This window comes from Jatrophihabitans sp., assembly GCA_036389035.1.
GTDB lineage: Bacteria > Actinomycetota > Actinomycetes > Mycobacteriales > Jatrophihabitantaceae > Jatrophihabitans_A.
Window position 1 is genome coordinate 430,271 of record DASVQQ010000007.1, and the last position, 23,538, is coordinate 453,808.

The window sequence follows — 23,538 nt, forward strand, 5'->3', positions numbered from 1 at the left end:
GAGTGGGTAGGGTCAGGCAATGATCCGCATCGGCAGCGCGGATCTGGCCGAAGCCAAACGGCTGCACGCGCTGGGCGTCGAGCACAACAACGCCGGCCACCCGCTGCGCGCCATCCGGCTGTTCCGGCGAGCCCTGTCGTTGCCGGTGCTGGGCCAGGACGCCGACAGCGAGGCCCAGCTGGTCGCCGCCCGGATCTGGATCAGCCTGGCCATGAGCGAGTCCGAGCTCTACGGCGTCGAACGCGGCCTGGCCGCCCTGGCCGAGGCCGAGCGCCTGGTCGACCTGGCCCGGCATCTGGACCTCAGTGCCCTGCTGCATCTGCAGAACGGCTACATCCGCGTGCGGGCCGGGCACTTCGAGGCCGGCCTGGAGCACCTGGACTCGGCGGTCGCCCTGATCGATCACGCCGAGCCGGCCCATGCCAGCAACATCCTGCTCAACCGCGGCAGCCTGCAGCTCTACCGCGGCCAGTTGGGCGCGGCCCGGCAGGACCTGAGCCGGTCGGCGGAGCTGGCCGCCCGGCACGGCCTGCGGGTCGAGGAGTTCAAGGCCCGGCACAACCTGGGCTACCTGGAGTTCCTGGCCGGCAACCTGGCGATGGCGCTGAAATCCATGGACGAGGCCCAAGCCATCAACGCCGAGGTCTCCCTCGCGGTCGCGCTGCTGGACCGGGCCCGGGTGCTGCTGGAGGCCGGCCTGCACCGTGAGTCCGACGACTCGCTGATCGAGGCGGCGGCGCTGTTCCGGACCGACCGGCTGAGCAAGGAACTGGGCGAGGTGGAGCTGGCCCGGGCCGAGTGCGCCTTGCTGGACGGTGAGATCGCGGCGGCTCGCAGGCTGGCGGCCACCGCCCGGGACCGGTTCCGCCGGCGTGCCAATGACCGGTGGCGACGCGATGCCGAGCTGGTGCTGCTGCATGCCGACCTGGCGGCCGGCCGGCCCGGTGGCCGGCTGGTCGGACCGGCGCTGCGGCTGGCGGCTGAGTTTCGCGGCGCCGGCCTGGAGACCCAGGCCCGGACCAGCCAGTTGATCGCGGCCGAGGCCCTGCTGCGCGCCGGCCGGACCGAGCAGGCCCGCACGGTGGCTGCCCAGGCGGGCCCGATCCGAGCTGCTGACCCGGTCTCGGCGCGGCTGCACACCAGGCTGGTGCGAGCCCGGCTGTCCATCGCCGCGCGGGACGCCGCCACCGCTCGGCGTGAGATCCGCACCGGCCTGGCCGAACTCGCCAACCACCAGGCCCAGTTCGGCAGCATCGACTTGCAGACCGCCAGCGCTGTGCATGGCCGCCAACTCGCCGAGCTGGACCTGTCGATGGCGCTGGCCGAGGGCAAGGCGGCCGGGGTGCTGGCCGCGATCGAGCGCGGCCGTGCGACCTCGAGCCGGCTGCCCGGAGTCAGCGCGCCCTCGGATCCGGTGGCGGCTGAACAGCTGGCCGAGCTGCGGCGCGTGGTCGAGGGGTTGCGCTCGATCCAATCCGACGCCGCGGCCGCCGAGCAGGTCAGCGCGCAGCGGCGCCGGATCGCCGAGCTGCAGCGAGCCCTGCGAGCCCGCTCCTGGCAGGCGGCGGGCTCGGGAAGCGCCCCGAGTCCGGCCTCGCTGGGCCAGATCGAGGCGGAGCTGGGCCGCGCCGGGGCAGGGCTGGCGTGCTACTTCGACGTCGGTGGCCAGCTGCACGCGGTCGTGCTCGCCCGGGGCCGGTCCCGAATCGTGCCGATCGGCAGCAGCGTGACGGTGTCGGAGATGGTTCGCCGGGTGCGCGCCGACCTTGACGTCCTGGCTCAGGGTTACCTGCCGCGGGCGATGCTCGCCTCGGTCTGCGCGACGTTGAACCGGTCGCTGGCCAGGCTTTCGGATCTGCTGCTGACCCCGCTGGCGCTGCCGGAGGACCGGCTGGTGATCGTGCCGACCGGGGTTCTGGCAGCGTTGCCGTGGACCAACCTGGCGCCGATGAAGGGCCGCCCGGTCGTGGTGGCGCCCTCGGCGACGGCCTGGTTGGCAGCCAACCGGCCCGGGCGAGGCGCCGGGCCGGTGGTCGCGGTGGCCGGGCCGGATCTGGCCCACTCCGAGCAGGAGGTGGTCGCGATCGGCAAGTTGTGGCCGGGGTCGCGGGTGCTGGCCGGCTCCGAAGGCGGCCGTGACGAGCTGGTGTCCGCGCTGGCCTCGGCGACCTTGGTGCATGTGGCCGCGCACGGTCAGCACCATGCCGAGAACCCGCTGTTCTCGTTGATCCGGCTGGTCGACGGCCCGCTGTTCGCCTACGAGCTCGACCACACCAGCCGGGCGGCCGAGCATGTGGTGCTGGCGGCCTGCGAGCTCGGTCAGGCGACCATCCGGCCCGGTGACGAGGCGCTCGGGTTGACCAGCGTGCTGCTGCGGCTGGGCACCCGGTCGGTGATCTCGGGAGTCGCCCGGGTGCCCGACGATGTGGCGGCCGAGGTGATGACCGGCTATCACGCGGCGCTGGCCGCCGGCGCCGACTCGGCCTCGGCGCTGGCCGACGCCTGCGCCGCGTCCAGCACACCGGCGCCGTTCGTCTGCTTCGGCTCGACCTGGTGAGGCGGTTGGCCGCCGGATTTGGTCGGGGGCCCCGGTTGTCCGTAATATCAATCCCGAACCACCCGAAGACCGCTGGTTGTCGCGTGCGCACATGCGACCGAACAGCTCCGAAGCGCCGGAGCGACCCGCGCAGGATGGCCCGGTAGCGAGACTCGTCTCTTCGCCCCGTGCGCCCTGCGCCGGGGCGTTTCTGTTCCTCGAAGCTGATCGGCTGCCTGCCGCTCACGCACGCCGGCGCAGACGTGCACGAGAGGAGGGACATGCCGAACAAAGAGAAGCTCGGTGCGGTCGCCGAGATCGTCGACCAGTTCAACGCATCCTCGGCGACGGTCATCACCGAGTACCGCGGTCTGAGCGTCAAGCAGGTGACCCAGCTTCGCCAGGCGCTGGGCGCGGACGCCACCTACACCGTGGTCAAGAACACCCTGACCCGGCTGGCTGCCGCCGAGGCCGGTGTCAGCATCGATGACAGCATGCTGGTGGGGCCGACCGCGATCGCGTTCGTCAAGGGCGATCCGGTCGCGGCCGCCAAGGGCTTGCGTGATTTCGCCAAGACCAATCCGCTGCTGGTCATCAAGGGCGGTGTGATGGAAGGCAGGTCGCTGAGCGCGGCCGAGGTCAACCAGATCGCTGACCTGGAGTCCCGTGAGGTGTTGCTGGCCCAGATCGCCGGTGTCCTCAAGGCGCTGCCGAGTCGGGCCGCGGGCCTGTTCCAGGCGCCGCTGTCCCAGGTCGCCCGGCTTGCCCAGGCGCTGGCGGACAAGACTCCGGCCGAGGCCGCCGCACCGGCGTCCGAGACCAGCGCACCGGCGTCCGAGACCCAAGCCTCCGACGCTGCCGAGGCACCCGCCGACGCTGCCGAAGCACCCGCTGCCGAGGCATCCGCCGACGCTGCTGAGGCACCCGCTGCCACCGAGGCTCCTGCCCCGGAGACAGCATCCGACACTCCCGCCGAGCCGGCGGAGCAGTAACCAACCCATCTGCCGGCTTTCCCGGCGATACAGAAAGGACGCCACATCATGGCGAAGCTCAGCACTGACGAGCTCATCGACGCGTTCAAGGAGCTCACCCTTCTTGAGCTGTCGGCATTCGTGAAGCAGTTCGAGGAGACCTTCGACGTCACCGCCGCCGCCCCGGTCGCGGTTGCCGCGGCCGGCGGCCCGACCGGCGGCGCGCCCGCCGAGGCCGAGGCCGAGCAGGATGAGTTCGACGTCATCCTCGAAGCTGCCGGTGACAAGAAGATCCAGGTCATCAAGGAGGTGCGCACCCTCACCAGCCTCGGCCTCAAGGAGGCCAAGGACCTGGTGGACGGCGCTCCCAAGGCGGTCCTGGAGAAGGTCAACAAGGAGGCGGCCGACAAGGCCCGTGCGGCGCTGGAAGGCGCTGGCGCCTCGGTGACCGTCAAGTAGGTCATCCAGCACCTGTTCTGTCCGTGGGGGCGGTCCGCGAAAGCGGGCCGCCCCCACTGCTGTCCGCGGCTCTCTGTCCGCGGCTCGCTGGCCTTGGAGTTGTCCGCATGGTTCGGCCGCACGATCCGGCCCCGGCACGATCCGGTCCGATTGACCGGCTTCGCCGTTTCTGCGCGTCGGTGCCGGTGCTCGTGGCTACTCTTTGCCAGGATTCGCTCACGCTGGCGTACCCGGCGGTAACCGAAGACCGGCTAGGTCGTTGTTAGGCGCAGATGCTGCTTTCTCTGTGAAGCAGCGCGCCCTTTCTCGGACCGAGCGGGCGAGAGAGGAGCCGGGGTGGGAGTCGAGGTTGCCGTCGAGGGCTTGACCAAGTCCTTCGGCAAGCAGGTCATCTGGGGCGACGTCACGCTCACCCTGCCTCCCGGCGAGATCAGCGTCATGCTGGGCCCGTCCGGCACCGGCAAGTCGGTCTTCCTCAAGACGCTGGTCGGCCTGCTCAAGCCCGACCGCGGCTCGATCATGATCAAAGACGTCAACCTGGCCAAGTGCAGCGAGCACCAGCTCTACGAGACCCGCAAGCTGTTCGGCGTGCTGTTCCAGGACGGCGCCCTGTTCGGCTCGATGAACCTCTACGACAACATCGCCTTCCCGCTGCGTGAGCACACCCGCAAGAGCGAGAGCGAGATTCGCAAGATCGTCTTGGAGAAGCTTGAGATGGTGGGCCTGACCGGCACCGACAAGAAGCTGCCCGGTGAGATCTCCGGCGGCATGCGCAAGCGCGCCGGCCTGGCCCGGGCCCTGGTGCTGGACCCCGAGATCATCCTGTTCGACGAGCCCGACTCGGGCCTGGACCCGGTCCGGGTGGCCTACTTGAACCAGCTGATCGTCGACCTGAACGCCCAGACCGACTCGACCTTTCTGATCGTCACCCACGACATCGGCACCGCGCGGACGGTGCCGGACAACCTGGGGCTGCTGTTCCGTCGGGAGCTGGTCATGTTCGGCCCCCGCGAGGTGCTGCTGACCTCGGACGAGGCGGTGGTCGAGCAGTTCCTCAACGGCCGCAAAGAAGGCCCGATCGGCATGTCCGAGGAGAAGGACGCCGGCCAGGTCGCCGCGGAGCTCGCCGCCCTGGGCGACGGCGCGCCGCCCCCGCCGGGAACCGGGCCGAAGGGCGCCACCGGCAGCGGGGTGCCGCCGCAACTCCTGCCCTCGCCCGGGTTGCCCGAGCGCAAGGCGGCCGGCCGCCGGCAGGAGCGGGTGCTGCAGATGCTGCACACGTTGCCCGAGAAGGCGCAGGAGGCGGTCAAGCGCGCCCTGGACGACGAGCACCGGTCGCGGCTGCCCGCCTACCAGTCGGTGCCCGAATGAGCTCGCTGTCGCCGGTGGCCGGCATCAGCCACGCCGGCCGGCTGTTCGCGCTCTTCCTCGACGTCGTCCGGTTGACCTTCAAGCGACCGTTCCAGTTCCGGGAATTCGTCCAGCAGGCATGGTTCATCGCGAGCGTGACGATCCTGCCGACAGCCCTGGTCGCGATCCCGTTCGGCGCGGTCATCGCCCTGCAGCTGGGCACCCTGACCCGGCAGTTGGGCGCCCAGTCCTTCACCGGCGCGGCCTCGGTGCTGGCCGTCATCCGGGAGGCCAGCCCGATCGTCTGCGCGCTGCTGATCGCCGGCGCCGGCGGCTCGGCGATCTGCGCCGACCTCGGCAGCCGCAAGATCCGCGACGAGATCGATGCCATGGAGGTGCTCGGCATCTCCCCGGTCCAGCGGCTGGTGGTGCCGCGGGTGCTGGCCTGCATGCTGGTGGCCGCCGCGCTCAACGGACTGGTCAGCGTGGTCGGGGTGGCCGGTGGCTACTTCTTCAACGTGGTGCTCCAGGACGGCACCCCCGGCGCCTACCTGGCCAGTTTCTCGGCGCTGGCCCAGCTGCCCGACCTGTATGCGGGGGAGCTCAAAGCGGTGGTCTTCGGGTTGATCGCCGCCGTCGTCGCCTCGTACAAGGGGCTCAATGCCGGTGGTGGGCCCAAGGGCGTCGGCGACGCGGTGAACCAGTCTGTCGTCATCACCTTCCTGCTGCTGTTCTTCGTCAATTTCGTGATGACGGCCGTGTACTTCCAGGTCGTTCCGCCGAAGGGCTCCTGAGGCGATGACTCCTGTGAGTGAGCACCGCAGCCAGGTACGAGCGAGGAGCGGAGCGAATGGCTAGCGGCGTGCTGGCCTCGGCCAAGCAGGTCGCGGGCAAGCCGGTCGGCGCCCTGGACAACCTCGGCGAGCAGTTGCTGTTCTACGTCAAGGCACTGGCCTGGACGCCGCGCACCCTGCGGCGCTACAAGAAAGAGGTGCTGCGGCTGCTGGCCGAGGTCACCTTCGGCACCGGGGCGCTGGCGGTCATCGGAGGCACGGTGGGCGTGATCGCCTTCATGTCCTTCTTCACCGGCACCGAGGTCGGCCTGCAGGGCTATGCCGCGCTCAACCAGCTCGGCGCCGCCCCCTTCACCGGGTTCATCTCGGCCTACTTCAACACCCGCGAGATCGCCCCGCTGGTCGCCGGGCTGGCGTTGTCGGCGACCGTGGGCTGCGGGTTCACCGCCCAGCTGGGCGCGATGCGCATCTCGGAGGAGATCGACGCGCTCGAGGTGATGGCGGTCCCGTCGCTGCCGTTCCTGGTGACCACCCGGTTGATCGCCGGCTTCGTCGCGGTGATCCCGCTGTACGTGATCGGGCTGCTGTCCTCCTACCTGTCGGCCCGGACGATCGCGACGGTGTACTACGGCCAGTCCACCGGCACCTATGACCATTACTTCCGGCTGTTCCTGCCGCCCACCGACGTGCTCTGGTCGTTCTTCAAGGTGCTGGTGTTCGCGGTCGTGATCGTGATGACGCACTGCTACTACGGCTACACAGCCAAGGGCGGCCCGGCCGGGGTCGGCGTCGCGGTCGGCCGAGCGGTCCGCACCGCGATCGTGTCCATCAACATCATCGACTTCTTCCTGTCGCTGGCCATCTGGGGCACCACCACCACCGTCCGGATCGCGGGGTGATCCGGTGAGCATTGGTAAGAAGGTGAAGGCCAGGCTGGCCGGTCTGGTGTTCCTGGCAGTGCTGGCCGGGTTGCTGAGCCTGTCGATCGCGGCCTACAAGCAGGTGTTCACCAAAGTCACCCTGGTCACCCTCGACACCGACCACACCGGCGCCCAGCTGCAGCTGCAGTCCGACGTCAAGCTGCGTGGCATCCTGGTCGGCACCGTCCGGGATATCTCGACCTACAACGTGCCCGCCGGTAACGGCCAGCAGCCCGAGACCCGGGCCCGGCTCAAGCTGGCGCTGCAGCCGTCGAAGGCAAAGCTGATCCCGGTCGGAGCGAGCGCCTTGCTGCTGCCCAAGACCCTGTTCGGCGAGCGGTACGTGGCCCTGCAGGTGCCCACCAAGCTCAGCGCCGCCAAGGCCCGCCCGGTCCGCTCCGGCGACACCCTGTCAGCCGGCCGGGACGCCATCCAGATCGAGAAGGTGCTCAACGACCTCTATCCGGTGCTGCTGGCGCTGCACCCGCAGGATCTGAAGGCGACGCTGACCGCGCTGGCCACCGCGCTGCAGGGCCGCGGCAAGCAACTCGGGGACAACCTGGCCTCGTTCAACCAGTACCTGCTGCGGTTCAACCCGAAAGTGCCGACGCTGGCCGATGACCTGGACAAGCTCGGCCAGGTGGCCTCGCTCTACCACGACGCCGCGCCTGACCTGCTGGCGAGCCTGAGCAACATGCAGACCACCTCGCGGACCATCACCACCCGGCCGCAGGCGCTGGACCAGCTGCTGACCTCGGCCACCTCGACCACCAACGAACTCGACGCCTTCCTCAACGCCGACGGCGACTACCTGATCCAGCTGGCGGCGTCCTCGGCCAAGATCCTGGCGGTGTTGGCTCACTTCTCACCCGAGTACCCGTGCCTGGCGCAGGGCCTGACCAACCTGGAGCCCCGGATCGAGGACACCTTCGGCGGCAAGCAGCCGGGCCTGCACATCACCCTGGAGTTCGTGAACCACCGGGGCAAGTACGTGCCCGGCAACGAGCCGAAGTACGTCACCGGCGCGAACGCGCAGCCGCACTGTTACGGCCTGCCCAATCCGGCCAACCCGTTCCCCGGCGTGCACTTCCCGGACGGGGCTCCGGCGTCGGGCCCGTTGCACAGCGTTGACCGGGCCGCCTACCACGGCAGCGGCGTCGGCTCCAAGGCTGAGACCAAGCTGATCTCAGCCTTGCTCTCGGGCAGCTACGGCGATGACCCGGCGAACGTGCCGGCGCTGGCCACCCTGCTGGCCGGACCGCTACTGCGCGGCAGCGAGGTGGGGTTGGGATGACAACCGGCCTGAGCGAGCGCGAAGAGGTGCTGACATGAGGGGGTTGCTGGCGCCGCTGGTCAAGCTGATCGCCTTCTTGGTGGTGACGGCGATGGCTACCTACGTCCTCGCGGCGACCATCACCAACGCCGGCTACGGCAAGGCCCACAGCTACTACGGCCTGTTCTCCGACGCGACCGGCCTGCTGGTAGGCGATGACGTTCGAGTCGCAGGGGTGCGGGTCGGCTCCATCCAGGGCATCAAGCTGATCCGCGAGCCGAACACTCCCGACCCGGCGACCGCCCCGTTCGTGGCCCAGGTCAAGTTCAACGTCTCTGTGGACCGGCCGCTGACCAGCTGGGTGCGGGCCAAGCTGCGCTTTCGCAACCTGGTCGGCCAGCGTTACCTGGCCATCGAGCAGGGCAGCCAGATTCCAGGGGTGGCCGAGGCCGAACTCGAGCCCAAGGCGGTGATCCCGCTCAGCCAGACCCAGAACGCCCTGGACCTGAGCACCCTGTTCGCCGGCTTCAAGCCGCTGTTCAGCGGGCTGAACCCGGACGAGATCAACAGCTTGTCGACGCAGATCATCCAGACGTTGCAGGGTGAGGCCGGAACGGTGGAGAACCTGATGCGCCAGACAGCCGAGCTGACGTCGGCGGTGGCAGACAAGGACAAGGTCATCGGTGACCTGGTGAACAACCTGTCCTCGGTGCTGGACACCCTCGGCCAGCGCGATCAGAAGCTGTCCGACCTGATCGTGCAACTGCAGCGTTGGGTCACCGGCCTGGCCGAGGACCGGGCCGTGATCGGCGACTCGATCACCGGCATCAACAACCTGACCTCGGCCACCGCCGGCCTGCTGGACAAGTCCCGCCCGCAGCTCAAGCAGGACATCGAAGACCTGACTGGGTTGGCCCAGACCCTCAACGCCGGGGGCAGCACCGTCGACGGCGTGCTGCAGCGGCTGCCCACCAAGGTCGCGACGCTGACCAGGACGGCCACCTACGGATCGTGGTTCAACTTCTACCTGTGCAAGATGGAAGGCACCGTGGTGCTGCCCGGCGGCGTCCAGCTGACGCCGGGGCTGCCCACGCCGTTCCCGCCGGCCAGGTGTGGCTGATGGCCCGCTCGCTGAGGTCCTCGAGGATGAAAACCGCACCGCGCGGGCGCTCGTTCGCCTCGCGCAACCCCACCGTCATCGGCGCGATCGGCCTGGTGGTGATCGTGACGCTGCTGTGGGCGGCCTTCAACGCCGCCAAGCTGCCGCTCATCGGCGGTGGCACCCAGTACTCGGCGATCTTCTCCGAAGCCTCGGGCCTGGTGCCTGACGACGAGGTCCGGATCGCCGGGGTCAAGGTCGGCACCGTCACCGGGGTCTCGCTGCACGGCCCGACGGCGCACACCGTCAAGGTGTCGTTCCGGGTCAAGAAGGCGTTCATCGGCGACCAGACCGAAGCGATCATCAAGATCAAGACGATGCTCGGCCGCAAGTACCTGGAACTGGACTCCCAGGGCGCGCGCAAGCAGAACCCGTCCGAGCAGATCCCGCTCGACAGGACGCTGACTCCCTACGACATCTACCCGGCCTTCTCCGACCTGACCAAGACCTTCGGCGCGATCGACACCAAGCTGCTGGGACGGTCGCTGGAGACCATCGCCCAGACCTTCAAGAACACCCCGGCCTCGGTCCGGACCACCCTGGACGGGCTGTCGCGGCTGTCCAACACCATCGCCTCACGCGACCAGGCGTTGCGCACCCTGCTGGCCAGGGCAAACACGGTTACCGGGGTGCTGGCCGACCGGGACGCCGAGATCGCCAAGCTGTTCACCGACGGGAACCTGCTGCTGACCGAGCTCAACGCGCGGCGCGAGGCGATCCGGACCCTGTTCCTGAACACCTCGGCGATGTCACTGCAGATCTCGGGCCTGGTGAGCGACAACTCCAAGGCGCTCAAGCCGGCTCTGGATCAGCTGAGAGGGGTGTTGGACATCCTCGAGAAGAATCTCGACAACATCGACCGCGGCCTGGCCCTGCTCGCCCCGTTCTACCGGGTCTTCGCCAACACCCTGAGCAACGGACGGTGGTTCGACACCTACATCCAGAACTTCTCGGCGGGCGGCTTGCTCGGCACCTCAACCGGGGTGGGTGAGTGATGGCCGCGCACGCGATGCCCAGGCGGGTGTCCCAGTTGATCGTGGTGGCGATCCTGGCCGCCGTGGTGCTGGCCACCCTGGTCTTCGCGCTGATGCCCGGCCCGACCAAGACGGTGCAGGCCCGCTTCGAGCGGGCCGTCGGCCTCTACAGCGGCTCCGACGTCCGGCTGCACGGAATCAAGATCGGTTCGATCACCAAGGTCACGCCGGATGGCGACGGCGTGCTGGTCCGGATGAAGTACGACAAGAAGATCAAGCTGCCGGCCTACCCCGACGATGCCAAGGTGGTGCGCGCGGCGATCATCCCGCCATCGCTGGTGTCAGACCGCTACGTGCAGTTCGCCGACTACGACTCGTGCACCACGGGCTGCACGATTCTGGCGAGCGGCGCGGTCATTCCGATGAACCAGACCGCGGCCCCGGTCGAGCTCGATGACATCTACGCGGCGCTGGACAAGCTCAACGTGGCACTCGGCCCCAAGGGCGCCAACGCGGCCTCAGGTGGTGGCAAGGGCCCGCTGTCGCAACTCATCGACGTCAGCGCGGCCAACCTGGAAGGCAACGGAGCGGCGCTGGGCGGCACCGTGCGCGACCTTTCCAAGGCGGTGCGGACGCTGTCCGAGGGCCGCGAAGACCTGTTCGGGACGGTGAAGAACCTGCAGGTCTTCACTGACGCGCTGGTTGCCAACGACGCCCAGGTGCGCAAGTTCAACACCCAACTCGACCAGGTCACCTCAGCCCTGGCCGAGGAGCGCGGATCACTGGCCGCCGCGCTGAAGAACCTCAGCGCCGCGCTGCGTGACATCGCCGCCTTCCTCAAGACCCACGGCGACAGCCTGCACGCCAACATCGTGGGGATGAAGAACGTCGTGGGGGTGCTGAACAAGCAGAAGGCGGCCATCAACGAGGCGCTGGCCGTCGCGCCGGTGGCGCTGGCGAACCTCAACCACACCTACAACGCCACGGCGGGGACGCTGGACACCCGTGACAACCTGGGCGGCACCCAGAACCCGCTGGACCCGGCCGTGATCTGCGCCGCGCTGAAAGCCACCGCCAACCTGCCGGCCAGCGGCACCATCGCCGACACCTGCAAGGCCATCGCCAAGGCGCTCGGCGGCCTGCCGATCCTGAACGGGACGCCCGGTGTCGGCGGCCTGATCGGCCTGCCACCCCTGGGTGGCTCGTGATGGGGCGGCTGAAGATGGCGCGGTCGGTGGCGGCCGCGACGGTGGCCGTCCTGGCGCTGTCGGGGTGCGGCTTTCAGGGTCTGTACTCGGCGCCCTTGCCTGGCGGGGCCGACCTGGGCAGCAACCCGTACCGGGTCCTGGTCGACTTCGACGACGTGCTCGACCTGGTGCCGCAGTCCTCGGTCAAGGTCAATGACGTGACCGTCGGCAAGGTCGAGTCAGTCACCCTGGTCGGCTGGCGGGCCCGGGCGCAGGTGGTGGTCAACGGTGATGTCACCCTGCCGGCCAACGCCCACGCCCGGATCCGGCAGACCTCGCTGCTGGGCGAGAAGTTCGTGTCGCTGTCCTACCCGCCGGCCGGTGAGGTCAGCGACCCGGTGCCGCTGTCGCAGGCCCCGCACCCCGGCTATGCCTACCCGCACATCGGCATCGCCCGGACCGGCTCGACCCCCGAGCTCGAGGCGGTGCTCGGCGCGCTGTCCCTGCTGCTCAACGGCGGCGGCCTGGAGCAGATCAAGACCATCACCCACGAGCTCAACGAGGCCCTGTCCGGGCACGCCGGTGACATCCGCAGCCTGCTGTCCCAGATCAGCATCTTCACCACCACCCTGAACGCCCAGAAGGGAGGGATCCTGCGCGCCATCGACAGCCTCGACGCGCTGGCAGCCAGGCTGAACAGCCAGCGGCCGGTGCTGGCCGGCGCCCTGGACACCATGCCGCAGGCGGTCAAGATCCTGGCGGATGAGAAGGACCAGTTCGTCACCCTGCTACGCAGCCTGGACAAGCTCAGCACGGTCGCGGTCAAGGTGATCAACGCCTCGCAGGACAACTTCGTCTCGGCCTTGACCCACCTGGACCCGGTGATGACCCAGCTGACCCTGGCGGGCGAGGCGCTGCCGAAGTCGCTGGAGCTGCTGGCGACCTACCCGTTCCCCCGGACCGCGGTCAACGGCATCAAGGGCGACTACACCAACCTGTTCCTGACCGCCGACCTGGATCTGACCCACCTGCTGGACAACCTGCTCACGCCACCGGAGACGCCGCTGCCGACCACCCAGCAGGCCCCGAGTCCGACCTCCGGCGAGCTGACCGGGTTGGGTGACTGACTGCCATGATCAGGCGATCGACCAAGATCCAGTTGCTGATGTTCCTCGTGCTGTCGCTGCTCGGAGTGAGCTACGTCGGCTTCAACTACGTGGGCCTGGGCTCCACCCTGTTCGGCCCGCGCGGCTGCACGGTGAGCGCTGACTTCCCCGACTCCGGAGGAATCTTCACCGACGCCGAGGTCACCTACCGGGGCGTCACGGTGGGCCAGGTGGGCCAGCTGCACCTGCTGGACTACGCCGGGCCCGACGGGCGCCAGATCCGCGGCGTGCGGGTGGACCTCAACCTCACCAGCTGCGACAAGCCGGCGATCCCGCTGAACTCGCAGGCCTACGTCTCCAACCGCTCGGCGGTCGGCGAGCAGTACGTCAACATCGAACCGACCGGCGTCGAGGGGCCGTTCCTCACCGACGGAGCGGTGCTCAGCAAGGCCGGGAAGGTCCCGCTCGCGACCCAGGTGCTGCTGCAGAATCTCGATGACCTGGTCTCCGACATCGACTCGGCCAAGCTGAACATCATGATCACCGAGCTCGGCAAGGCCTTCCAGGGCCGGGGACCGGACCTGCAGGCGCTGCTGGACTCCGGTGACAAGTTGCTGGCCCGGGCCCAGCAGGCGCTGCCCGAGACGCTTCGGCTGATCGACAACGGGCAGACGACGCTGAAGACCCAGCTGGACTCCGGATCGGCCATCAAGGGCTGGGCGCACAACCTGAACCTGCTGACCGGGCAGCTCAAGGCCAGCGACGGCGATCTCAGGGCGCTGCTGGGCAACGGTCCCGGTGAGCTGGACACCGTGCGCCAGTTCCTGGCCAGCAACCGGACGGACCTGGACCTGTTGCTGGCCAACCTGACGTCGGTCAACCAGATCATGGTCTCGAACCTGGACGGCATCCAGACCATCCTGGTGATCTACCCGGCGGCGGTGGCGGGGGGCTACACCGTCACCCCGGGCGACGGCACCGCGCACTTCGGCCTCGTCCTCAACCTGGATGACCCGCCGTCCTGCCGGGCCGGCTACGAGGGCACCACGATCCGCAGGCCCAGCGAGACCGGACCGAGCACCATCAACACCGGGGCGCGATGCGCGATGCCGCGCGGCTCGGTGACCAGCGTGCGGGGCGCGCAGAACACGCCGGGTGGTGACCCGATCAGCACCAGTGGTGGTAGTACCGTCTACCCCCGGGCGCTGACCCGGCCCACCACCGTCCAGCTCGGCGGCTCGATGGCCGCGGCCGGCCTGCTGGCAGACAATTCCTGGCTGCCGTTGCTCACCGGTGGCCTGCGCTGAGTCCGAACCGCCGAATGAGCCGGAGCACTGATATGAGGGAGTCGGCGATGACCCAACCGCCGCGTGCCGGACTGCCCCGCGGCGTGCTGCTGGGGCTCAGCGTGCTGGTCGCCGTCCTGCTGGTCGCTGCCGCCGTGCTGACCGGCCTGCGGCTGACCCACCGCAGCAACGGCGCCAGCGGCCTCAGCTCCGCCGAGCAGGCGGCCCTCAGCGCCGCCAGGCAGCAGACGATCAACCTGCAGACCTACCGCCTCAAGAGCTTCGACGCGGATTTCGCCGCCGCGCTGGCGGGCCTGACCCCGGCCAAGGCCACCCAGTGGCAGGCGAACAAGGCGACCCTGAAGACCAGGCTCACCCAGCTCAAGCAGGACGCCGGCGCCACCGTCTCCGGCGCCGGCCTGGTCAGCTTCGACGGCAGGTCGGCCGTGATCGTGGTGGCCTCGGACACCCTGCGGGTGGACGCGGCCGGCAAGTCCAGCACTGCGGCGCAGAACCGGTCGCAGGTGACCATGCGGCTGATCGACGGCAAGTGGCTGATGGATGATCTGCAGTCGGTGTCGGTGTCATGACCGGACGCCCGCCGCACGACTCCGCCACCGACCGGCCCGTCACCGACCGGCCTGAGACCGACGGCCCCGTCACCGGCGGCACTGTCGAGGGCGCCGAGGCGACGCAAGCCTCCCAACCGGCGCAGGGCTCGCAGCCGGCGCAGGGCTCCCCGCCGCCGGCCGCCGCGCCGGAACCGACCCGGCCTCGTCCGCGCCCCTCGCCGACGTCGCGGGCCCGCCGGGTGGCCGCGGCGCCTGAGGGGCTGCGCCGGCCTTCACCGCATCCGGCGCCGGCCACCGAGCGGGATCACCTCGATCCCCAGCCCGTCACCGACACCCTGACCACCACCGACACCAAGCCCACCACCGACACCAAGCCCCCCGGCGCCAAGTCGGTGACCGACGCCAAGCCCGCCACCGACAAGCCCACCCACAGCCCCACGCGGGACGCCAGCCCGGTGACCGACAGCCTGGACGCTGAGCCGGCCGAGCTGGTGAGCCGCCAGCCGCCGGACGCTGACCGGGGCCGGCGCGCTCCGGCCTGGCTGGTCGCGGCGCTGGTGGTCCTGCTGCTGGCGCTGGCCGGCCTGGACGGCTGGCTGCTGACCTCGCAGCCGGCCCCGGGATCCCGCGTCGAGCGCGACCAGGCGCTGTCCACCGCCAAGTCGGCGGTTCCGCTGATCCTGTCCTACGATTACCGGAATTTCGACTCCGACGTCACCGCGGCCAAGGCCCGGTTGACCGGCCGGGCTGTCACCGACTACGTCCAGGCGATGACCACGACCATCAAGCCGACGGCCACCAAGGTGCGAGCGGTGGTGCGGGCCCAGACCGACGGCGCCGGCGTCGAGGCGGTCTCGAGCAACGGCAGCCAGGTCACGGTGGTGGTGTTCGGCGAGCAGAAGGTCACCAACACCGCGCTGAAGGCGCCCAGGACCGATTTGTTCCGGGTCCGGGTCACCCTGGACCGGGTCCAGGGGCAGTGGCTGGTGTCGAAGTTCGACCAGATCTGACCCGGGCCGCGCGCCGCCGCTGAGGCCGCGCGGCGCGCCCGCCGGGGTGGATGCTTGACGTGCGGCCTCGCGCGGGGGACTCTGGCGTGCGCTGTAGGAAAGCTCGAAGAGCCATTGACTTCGCGAACTACCGGCTGGAATCCTTGCCGAAGAGGCGCTCGGGCAGCTGGTTCCCGACCGCAGCAGTGCCACTGAAAAAGGTGGCCTGGACAGGTGTGCCGATCTCGGCTAGACTGCTAATTTGCGCTGCCCTCAAACAACCGTTGGCCCGTACAGGGTCTACTTCCTGCTGTCTGAGACGGAACGGAAAAACTGGTACGACCGGGCCGGCGCAACAGATCAGAAGCTGCATTGCTGCGGGTAGCCCCAGCAGGGCAGCGGTGGACCAAGTCCTCGGAAGGACGCATCTTGGCAGTCTCTCGCCCCGGTAAGTCCGAATCGCAAGCCATGATGGGGGGCATCCCGGGATCACCCGTTCGCACCTCCTTCGCAAAGATCAGGGAACCGCTCGAGGTCCCCAATCTGCTGGCCCTGCAAACGGAATCTTTTGATTGGCTGGTCGGCAACGCCGCCTGGAAAGAGCGGCAAGCTCGCGACGCCAGCGCGTCCGGCCTGGTCGCGCTCTCCGGGCTCGAGGAGATTCTCGGTGAGATCTCACCGATCGAAGACTTCTCCGGCTCGATGTCACTCTCCTTCTCCTCGCCCCGCTTCGAGGACGTCAAGGCCTCCATCGAGGAGTGCAAGGACAAGGACATGACCTACGCCGCTCCGCTGTTCGTCACCGCGGAGTTCACCAACAACACCACCGGCGAGATCAAGAGCCAGACGGTGTTCATGGGCGACTTCCCGATGATGACCCGCAAGGGCACCTTCGTCATCAACGGCACCGAGCGGGTCGTGGTCTCCCAGCTCGTCCGCTCGCCCGGGATTTACTTCGACCGCAACCTGGACAAGACCTCCGATGTGGACGTCTTCTCCGTCAAGGTCATCCCGAGCCGCGGCGCGTGGCTGGAGTTCGACGTCGACAAGCGCTCGACCGTGGGAGTCCGGATCGACCGCAAGCGTCGGCAGCCGGTCACCGTGCTGCTCAAGGCCCTGGGCTGGAGCTCGGACCGGATCCGGGAGCACTTCGCCTGGTCAGAGACGCTGCTGGCCACCCTGGAGAAGGACCACATCCCCGGCCAGGACGAGGCGCTGCTCGACATCTACCGCAAGCTGCGTCCCGGCGAGCCCCCGACCAAGGAGTCGGCGCAGGCGCTGCTGGAGAACCTGTTCTTCAACCACAAGCGCTATGACCTGGCCAAGGTCGGCCGTTACAAGGCCAACAAGAAGCTCGAAGTCAGCACCGACATCAACCACGGCAACCTCACCGAAGAAGACATCGTCAAGACCATCGAGTACCTGGTCCGGCTGCACGCCGGCGAGGACGGCTACGAGGTCGATGACATCGATCACTTCGGCAACCGCCGGCTGCGCACCGTGGGCGAGCTCATCCAGAACCAGATCCGGGTCGGGCTGTCCCGGATGGAGCGGGTCGTCCGCGAGCGGATGACCACCCAGGACGTCGAGGCGATCACCCCGCAGACCCTGATCAACATCCGCCCCGTGGTGGCCTCGATCAAGGAGTTCTTCGGAACCTCGCAGCTGTCGCAGTTCATGGACCAGACCAACCCGCTGGCCGGCCTGACCCACAAGCGCCGGCTGTCCGCGCTGGGCCCGGGCGGGCTGTCGCGTGACCGCGCCGGCATGGAGGTCCGTGACGTCCACCCGTCGCACTACGGCCGGATGTGCCCGATCGAGACTCCTGAAGGCCCGAACATCGGCCTGATCGGCTCGCTGGCCTCCTACGGCCGGGTGAACGCCTTCGGCTTCGTCGAGACCCCGTACCGCAAGGTCGAGGCCGGCACCGTCACCGACCAGGTCTTCTACCTGACCGCCGACGAGGAGGACCGGGCGACCATCGCCCAGGCCAACGCGCTCATCGACGCGCAGGGCAAGTTCACCGAGGGCAAGGTGCTGTGCCGCAAGAAGGGCGGCGAGGTCGAGCTGCTCGAGCCCGACGAGGTCGACTTCATGGACGTCTCGCCGCGCCAGATGGTGTCGGTGGCCACGGCCATGATCCCGTTCCTCGAGCACGACGACGCCAACCGGGCGCTGATGGGCGCCAACATGCAGCGCCAGGCGGTGCCGCTGCTGCGCTCGGAGTCCCCGCTGGTCGGCACCGGCATGGAGCTGCGCGCCGCGGTCGACGCGGCCGACGTGGTGGTGGCCGACAAGGCCGGTGTGGTCGAGGAGCTCTCGGCCGACTACATCACCGTGATGGCCGACGACGGCACCCGCAACACCTACCGGCTGTCCAAGTTCGCCCGGTCCAACCAGGGCACCAGCTTCAACCAGAAGCCGATCGTGAACGAGGGCGACCGGGTCGAGGTCGGCCAGGTGGTGGCCGACGGCCCGTCCACCGACAACGGTGAGATGGCCCTGGGCAAGAACCTGCTCGTGGCGTTCATGCCGTGGGAGGGCCACAACTACGAGGACGCCATCATCCTCAACCAGCGGATCGTGCAGGACGACGTCCTGACCTCGATCCACATCGAGGAGCACGAGGTCGACGCCCGCGACACCAAGCTGGGCGCCGAGGAGATCACCCGGGACATCCCGAACGTCTCCGACGAGGTGCTGGCCGACCTCGACGAGCGGGGCATCATCCGGATCGGCGCCGACGTGGTGACCGGTGACGTGCTGGTCGGCAAGGTCACGCCCAAGGGTGAGACCGAGCTGACTCCGGAGGAGCGGCTGCTGCGGGCGATCTTCGGTGAGAAGGCGCGCGAGGTCCGCGACACCTCGATGAAGGTTCCGCACGGCGAGGCCGGCAAGGTCATCGGCGTCCGGGTCTTCTCCCGTGAGGACGGCGACGAGCTGCCGCCCGGCGTCAACGAGCTGGTCCGGGTCTACATCGCCCAGAAGCGCAAGATCCAGGACGGCGACAAGCTGGCCGGCCGGCACGGCAACAAGGGCGTCATCGCCAAGATCCTGCCGCCGGAGGACATGCCGTTCCTGATCGACGGCACCCCGGTCGACATCGTGCTCAACCCCTTGGGGGTGCCGGGCCGGATGAACATCGGCCAGGTGCTCGAGACCCACCTCGGCTGGGTCGCCAAGACCGGCTGGGAGATCGAGGGCGACCCCGAGTGGGCGGCCCGGTTGCCCGAGCCGGCTCGCGCGGGCGTCCCCGGCAGCAACGTGGCGACCCCGGTGTTCGACGGCGCCCGTGAAGAGGAGATCACCGGTCTGCTCGACTCGACCCTGCGGACCAGGGACGGCGACCAGCTGATCGGCAAGACCGGCAAGGCACAGCTGATCGACGGCCGCTCCGGCGAGCCGTTCCCGGAGCCGATCTCGGTGGGCTACGTCTACATCCTGAAGCTGCTGCACCTGGTCGATGACAAGATCCACGCCCGGTCCACCGGTCCGTACTCGATGATCACCCAGCAGCCGCTCGGCGGTAAGGCCCAGTTCGGTGGCCAGCGCTTCGGTGAGATGGAGTGCTGGGCAATGCAGGCCTACGGCGCGGCCTACGCGCTGCAGGAGTTGCTCACCATCAAGTCCGACGACATCCTCGGCCGGGTCAAGGTGTACGAGGCCATCGTCAAGGGCGAGAACATCCCCGAGCCCGGCATCCCCGAGTCGTTCAAGGTGCTGCTCAAGGAACTCCAGTCGCTGTGCCTGAACGTCGAGGTGCTGTCCAGCGACGGGGTCGCCGTCGAGATGCGCGACACCGACGACGACGTCTTCCGGGCCGCCGAAGAACTCGGCATCGACCTGTCCCGGCGCGAGCCGTCCTCGGTCGAAGAGGTCTAGTCCGCTGTCCGGCGGCGCCCCGCGCCGCCGGACCGGATCTCACATGCATTACCCACAGTTTTACAGACGTAGAAGGTAGGAACCTTGCTCGACGTCAACGTTTTCGACGAGCTGCGTATCGGCCTGGCCACCGCTGACGACATCCGCCAGTGGTCCCACGGCGAGGTCAAGAAGCCCGAGACCATCAACTACCGGACTCTCAAGCCTGAGAAGGACGGCCTGTTCTGCGAGAAGATCTTCGGCCCCACCCGGGACTGGGAGTGCTACTGCGGCAAGTACAAGCGGGTGCGTTTCAAGGGCATCATCTGCGAGCGCTGCGGCGTCGAGGTCACCCGCGCCAAGGTGCGCCGTGAGCGGATGGGCCACATCGAGCTCGCCGCGCCGGTCACCCACATCTGGTACTTCAAGGGCGTGCCGTCCCGGTTGGGCTACCTGCTCGACCTGGCCCCCAAGGACCTCGAGAAGATCATCTACTTCGCCGCCTACCTGATCACCAAGGTCGACACCGAGACCCGGCACCGTGACCTGCCGACCCTCGAGGCCGAGATCAGCGCGGAGAAGTCCACTCTGGAGAAGCGCCGGGACTCCGACATCGACGCCCGGGCCAAGAAGCTCGAAGCCGACCTGGCCGAGCTCGAGGCCGAGGGCGCCAAGAGCGACGTCCGGCGCAAGGTCCGCGAGGGCGGCGAGCGCGAGATGCGCCAGCTGCGTGACCGCGCCCAGCGCGAGATCGATCGTCTCGACGAGGTGATGGACACCTTCCGCAAGCTCGACGTCAAGCAGCTGATCTCCGACGAGATGCTCTACCGCGAGCTGCGCGACCGCTTCGGTGAGTACTTCGAGGGCGGCATGGGCGCTGAGTCCCTGCAGACCCTGATCGCCGGCTTCGACCTCGACGCCGAGGCCGAGTCGCTGCGCGAGACGATCCGCTCCGGCAAGGGCCAGAAGAAGATCCGCGCGCTCAAGCGGCTGCGCGTCGTCGCGTCCTTCCTCAACACCACCAACTCCCCGCAGGGCATGGTGCTCGACTGCGTTCCGGTGATCCCGCCGGACCTGCGCCCGATGGTCCAGCTCGACGGTGGCCGGTTCGCCACCTCCGACCTCAACGACCTGTACCGCCGGGTGATCAACCGCAACAACCGGCTCAAGCGACTGATCGACCTCGGCGCGCCCGAGATCATCGTCAACAACGAGAAGCGGATGCTGCAGGAGTCGGTCGACGCGCTGTTCGACAACGGCCGGCGTGGCCGTCCGGTCACCGGCCCGGGCAACCGGCCGCTGAAGTCGCTGTCGGACCTGCTCAAGGGCAAGCAGGGCCGGTTCCGCCAGAACCTGCTCGGCAAGCGGGTGGACTACTCCGGCCGTTCGGTCATCGTGGTCGGCCCGCAGCTCAAGCTGCACCAGTGCGGCCTGCCCAAGCAGATGGCGCTGGAGCTGTTCAAGCCGTTCGTGATGAAGCGGCTGGTCGATCTGAGCCACGCCCAGAACATCAAGTCCGCCAAGCGGATGGTGGAGCGGGCCCGTCCGGTGGTCTGGGACGTGCTGGAAGAGGTCATCCGGGAGCACCCGGTGCTGCTCAACCGCGCGCCGACGCTGCACCGACTCGGCATCCAGGCCTTCGAGCCGCAGTTGGTCGAGGGCAAGGCGATCCAGATCCACCCGCTGGTCTGCACCGCCTTCAACGCCGACTTCGACGGTGACCAGATGGCGGTGCACCTGCCGCTGTCGGCCGAGGCCCAGGCCGAGGCCCGGGTGCTGATGCTGTCGACGAACAACATCCTCAAGCCCGCCGACGGCCGTCCGGTGACCATGCCGACCCAGGACATGATCCTGGGCCTGTACCACCTGACCACGATCCGGCCCAATCAGGAAGGCGCCGGCCAGGCGTACTCCTCACCGGCCGAGGGCGTGATGGCGCGCGACGCCAAGGCGCTGGGCCTGCAGGCTCCGGTCAGGATCCGGCTGCACGGCCTCACCAATGTCGACAACGGCAGCGGCGAGCCCTGGGTCGCCCCTGAGGGCTGGCAGCCCGGCGAGCCGCTGCTCGTCGAGACCACCCTGGGCCGGACGATCTTCAACGACACGCTGCCCGCGGACTACCGGTTCGTGAACTACGAGGTCACCAAGAAGGAACTCGGCCAGATCGTCAACGACCTGGCCGAGCGGTACCCCAAGGTTGCCGTGGCGCACGCGCTGGACAACCTCAAGGCCGCCGGTTTCTACTGGGCGACCCGGTCCGGCATCACCATCGCGATCGACGACGTGGTCACCCCGCCGAAGAAGGCGGAGATCCTGGAGCGGTACGAGAAGGACGCCGAGAAGATCGAGAAGCAGTACCGCCGCGGTGTCATCACCGTCGACGAGCGCCGTCAGGAGCTGGTCGAGGTCTGGACCAAGGCGACCGGCGAGGTCTCCAAGGAGATGGAAGCCAACTTCCCCAAGACCAACCCGGTGTACATCATGGTCAACTCCGGAGCTCGCGGAAACATGATGCAGATGCGTCAGATCGCGGCCATGCGTGGTCTGGTGGCCAACCCCAAGGGCGAGATCATCCCGCGTCCGATCAAGGCCAACTTCCGTGAGGGCCTGTCGGTGCTGGAGTACTTCATCTCCACCCACGGAGCCCGCAAGGGCCTGGCCGACACCGCGCTGCGTACCGCTGACTCCGGTTACCTGACCCGTCGCCTGGTGGACGTCTCGCAGGACGTCATCATCCGCGAGGACGACTGCGGCACCGAGCGTGGCGTCAAGCTGGCGATCGCTGCCGCCGGCGCCGACGGCCGGCTGATCAAGGACAGCCACGCCGAGACCAGCGTGTACGCCCGGGTGCTCGCCGAGGACGTCGAGGTGGACGGCGTGGTCGTGGCCGCCTCGGGGGCTGACCTCGGCGACGTGCTGATCGAGGAGCTGGTGACCCGCGGCGTGTCCGAGGTCCGGGTGCGCAGCGTGCTGACGTGTGAGTCGGCGCTGGGCACCTGCGCCAGCTGCTACGGCCGCTCACTGGCCACCGGCAAGCTGGTGGACGTCGGCGAGGCGGTCGGCATCATCGCCGCCCAGTCGATCGGTGAGCCCGGCACCCAGCTGACCATGCGCACCTTCCACACCGGTGGCATCGCCGGCGATGACATCACCCACGGCCTGCCCCGGGTCGCCGAGCTCTTCGAGGCCCGGGTCCCCAAGGGCGTCGCGCCGATCAGCGAGGCGACCGGCCGGGTGCGCCTGGATGAGGTCGAGGGCACCGGCAAGGGCTCTGGTCGCAAGATCGTCATCACGCCGGACGACGGCACCGACGAGATCGAGTACCCGATTCTGCGCCGCGCCCGCCTGCTGGTGGGCGACGGTGACCGGGTCGAGGTGGGCCAGCAGCTGGTCGCCGGCGCGGTCAACCCGCACGACGTGCTGCGGATCATGGGCCCGCGCGAGGTGCAGCTGCACTTGGTGCGCGAGGTCCAGGAGGTCTACCGCAGCCAGGGTGTGGCGATCCACGACAAGCACATCGAGGTGATCATCCGGCAGATGCTCAAGCGCATCACGGTGATCGACTCCGGCGCCACCGAGTTCCTGCCGGGCTCGCTGGTCGAGCGTGCCAAGTTCGAGGCCGAGAACCGCCGGGTGGTCGCTGAGGGCGGCGAGCCGGCCTCGGGTCGTCCGGTGCTGATGGGTATCACCAAGGCGTCGCTGGCCACTGAGTCGTGGTTGTCGGCAGCGTCCTTCCAGGAGACCACCCGGGTGCTCACCGACGCCGCCATCTCGGCCAAGAGCGACTCGCTGGTCGGGCTGAAGGAGAACGTGATCATCGGCAAGCTGATCCCGGCCGGCACCGGCATCGCCAAGTACCGCAACGTCGAGGTCAACCCGACCGAAGAGGCCCGCGCCGCGGCGTTCTCGATGGCCGGCTACGACGAGAGCGACTACTACGGCTTCGGCCAGGGCGGCGGCCAGGCCGTTGCACTCGATGACTTCGGGTACAACGACTTCCGCTGACCTACAGCCTGGACCGCGGGCCGGTGACCCTGACGGGTTACCGGCCCGCGGCCGTTGAAGCCGGTGGCAGCCGCGATGCGACGTCCGCGGCCCGCC

The 23,538-nt window shown here is 68.8% G+C and carries 15 protein-coding genes and 1 pseudogene; all 16 read left to right on the forward strand.

Translation table 11 applies throughout. The annotated features are described in order from the left end of the window. Positions 1-19: 19 nt before the first annotated feature. The 16 genes and pseudogenes from VF557_04620 (at position 20) to VF557_04695 (ending at position 23,442) form a co-directional block, all read left to right on the forward strand. Positions 20-2,557 (forward strand): CHAT domain-containing tetratricopeptide repeat protein, encoded by a 2,538-nt coding sequence (locus VF557_04620; GenBank protein HEX8079469.1) that lies wholly within the window; start codon positions 20-22, stop codon positions 2,555-2,557. Between the two features lie 260 nt (positions 2,558-2,817). After that, positions 2,818-3,312 (forward strand): annotated as a pseudogene (gene rplJ, locus VF557_04625) (50S ribosomal protein L10). Positions 3,313-3,576: 264 nt separating this feature from the next. After that, positions 3,577-3,966 carry a 50S ribosomal protein L7/L12 gene (gene rplL / locus VF557_04630; GenBank protein ID HEX8079470.1) on the forward strand — a complete coding sequence of 130 codons (390 nt, stop codon included), beginning with the start codon at positions 3,577-3,579 and terminating at the stop codon, positions 3,964-3,966. Between the two features lie 336 nt (positions 3,967-4,302). Next, complete coding sequence (locus VF557_04635) at positions 4,303-5,337, forward strand: ATP-binding cassette domain-containing protein (GenBank protein ID HEX8079471.1); 1,035 nt, start codon at positions 4,303-4,305, stop codon at positions 5,335-5,337. Continuing rightward, positions 5,334-6,110: an ABC transporter permease gene (locus VF557_04640; protein ID HEX8079472.1), complete on the forward strand. Its 777-nt coding sequence runs from the start codon at positions 5,334-5,336 to the stop codon at positions 6,108-6,110. The genes VF557_04635 and VF557_04640 overlap by 4 nt, the downstream gene beginning before the upstream one ends. Before the next feature lie 56 nt (positions 6,111-6,166). Further along, the gene (locus VF557_04645) at positions 6,167-7,009 is read left to right on the forward strand and encodes an ABC transporter permease (GenBank protein HEX8079473.1); all 843 of its coding nucleotides are present in this window, start codon (positions 6,167-6,169) and stop codon (positions 7,007-7,009) included. A 4-nt stretch (positions 7,010-7,013) separates the two neighbouring features. Further along, a complete protein-coding gene (locus tag VF557_04650; protein ID HEX8079474.1) occupies positions 7,014-8,324 on the forward strand; it encodes an MCE family protein in 1,311 nt (436 codons plus the stop codon). Between the two features lie 34 nt (positions 8,325-8,358). After that, the gene (locus VF557_04655; protein ID HEX8079475.1) at positions 8,359-9,423 is read left to right on the forward strand and encodes an MlaD family protein; all 1,065 of its coding nucleotides are present in this window, start codon (positions 8,359-8,361) and stop codon (positions 9,421-9,423) included. A 26-nt stretch (positions 9,424-9,449) separates the two neighbouring features. Beyond that, positions 9,450-10,457, forward strand: a complete 1,008-nt coding sequence (locus tag VF557_04660) for an MCE family protein (protein ID HEX8079476.1) — start codon at positions 9,450-9,452, stop codon at positions 10,455-10,457. Beyond that, positions 10,457-11,644, forward strand: a complete 1,188-nt coding sequence (locus VF557_04665) for an MCE family protein (GenBank protein HEX8079477.1) — start codon at positions 10,457-10,459, stop codon at positions 11,642-11,644. Before VF557_04660 ends, VF557_04665 begins: the two co-directional genes overlap by 1 nt. Next, complete coding sequence (locus VF557_04670; protein HEX8079478.1) at positions 11,644-12,750, forward strand: MCE family protein; 1,107 nt, start codon at positions 11,644-11,646, stop codon at positions 12,748-12,750. Before VF557_04665 ends, VF557_04670 begins: the two co-directional genes overlap by 1 nt. A 5-nt stretch (positions 12,751-12,755) precedes the next feature. Further along, positions 12,756-14,036: an MlaD family protein gene (locus tag VF557_04675; protein ID HEX8079479.1), complete on the forward strand. Its 1,281-nt coding sequence runs from the start codon at positions 12,756-12,758 to the stop codon at positions 14,034-14,036. Between the two features lie 47 nt (positions 14,037-14,083). Next, positions 14,084-14,605: a hypothetical protein gene (locus VF557_04680; protein HEX8079480.1), complete on the forward strand. Its 522-nt coding sequence runs from the start codon at positions 14,084-14,086 to the stop codon at positions 14,603-14,605. Next, positions 14,602-15,597, forward strand: a complete 996-nt coding sequence (locus tag VF557_04685; GenBank protein HEX8079481.1) for a hypothetical protein — start codon at positions 14,602-14,604, stop codon at positions 15,595-15,597. Before VF557_04680 ends, VF557_04685 begins: the two co-directional genes overlap by 4 nt. A 408-nt stretch (positions 15,598-16,005) precedes the next feature. Then, positions 16,006-19,458 carry a DNA-directed RNA polymerase subunit beta gene (locus VF557_04690; protein HEX8079482.1) on the forward strand — a complete coding sequence of 1,151 codons (3,453 nt, stop codon included), beginning with the start codon at positions 16,006-16,008 and terminating at the stop codon, positions 19,456-19,458. 84 nt (positions 19,459-19,542) lie between these two features. Beyond that, on the forward strand, positions 19,543-23,442 hold the full coding sequence (locus VF557_04695; GenBank protein ID HEX8079483.1) for a DNA-directed RNA polymerase subunit beta': 3,900 nt from the start codon (positions 19,543-19,545) through the stop codon (positions 23,440-23,442). Positions 23,443-23,538 lie beyond the last annotated feature (96 nt).

What these genes read in the sequence shown, in the direction of transcription:
- VF557_04620 (HEX8079469.1), top strand. Translation starts at nt 20, where the DNA reads ATGATCCGCATCGGCAGCGCGGATCTGGCCGAAGCCAAACGGCTGCAC.
- rplL (HEX8079470.1), top strand. Translation starts at nt 3,577, where the DNA reads ATGGCGAAGCTCAGCACTGACGAGCTCATCGACGCGTTCAAGGAGCTC.
- VF557_04640 (HEX8079472.1), top strand. Translation starts at nt 5,334, where the DNA reads ATGAGCTCGCTGTCGCCGGTGGCCGGCATCAGCCACGCCGGCCGGCTG.
- VF557_04645 (HEX8079473.1), top strand. Translation starts at nt 6,167, where the DNA reads ATGGCTAGCGGCGTGCTGGCCTCGGCCAAGCAGGTCGCGGGCAAGCCG.
- VF557_04655 (HEX8079475.1), top strand. Translation starts at nt 8,359, where the DNA reads ATGAGGGGGTTGCTGGCGCCGCTGGTCAAGCTGATCGCCTTCTTGGTG.
- VF557_04660 (HEX8079476.1), top strand. Translation starts at nt 9,450, where the DNA reads ATGAAAACCGCACCGCGCGGGCGCTCGTTCGCCTCGCGCAACCCCACC.
- VF557_04665 (HEX8079477.1), top strand. Translation starts at nt 10,457, where the DNA reads ATGGCCGCGCACGCGATGCCCAGGCGGGTGTCCCAGTTGATCGTGGTG.
- VF557_04670 (HEX8079478.1), top strand. Translation starts at nt 11,644, where the DNA reads ATGGGGCGGCTGAAGATGGCGCGGTCGGTGGCGGCCGCGACGGTGGCC.
- VF557_04675 (HEX8079479.1), top strand. Translation starts at nt 12,756, where the DNA reads ATGATCAGGCGATCGACCAAGATCCAGTTGCTGATGTTCCTCGTGCTG.
- VF557_04680 (HEX8079480.1), top strand. Translation starts at nt 14,084, where the DNA reads ATGACCCAACCGCCGCGTGCCGGACTGCCCCGCGGCGTGCTGCTGGGG.
- VF557_04685 (HEX8079481.1), top strand. Translation starts at nt 14,602, where the DNA reads ATGACCGGACGCCCGCCGCACGACTCCGCCACCGACCGGCCCGTCACC.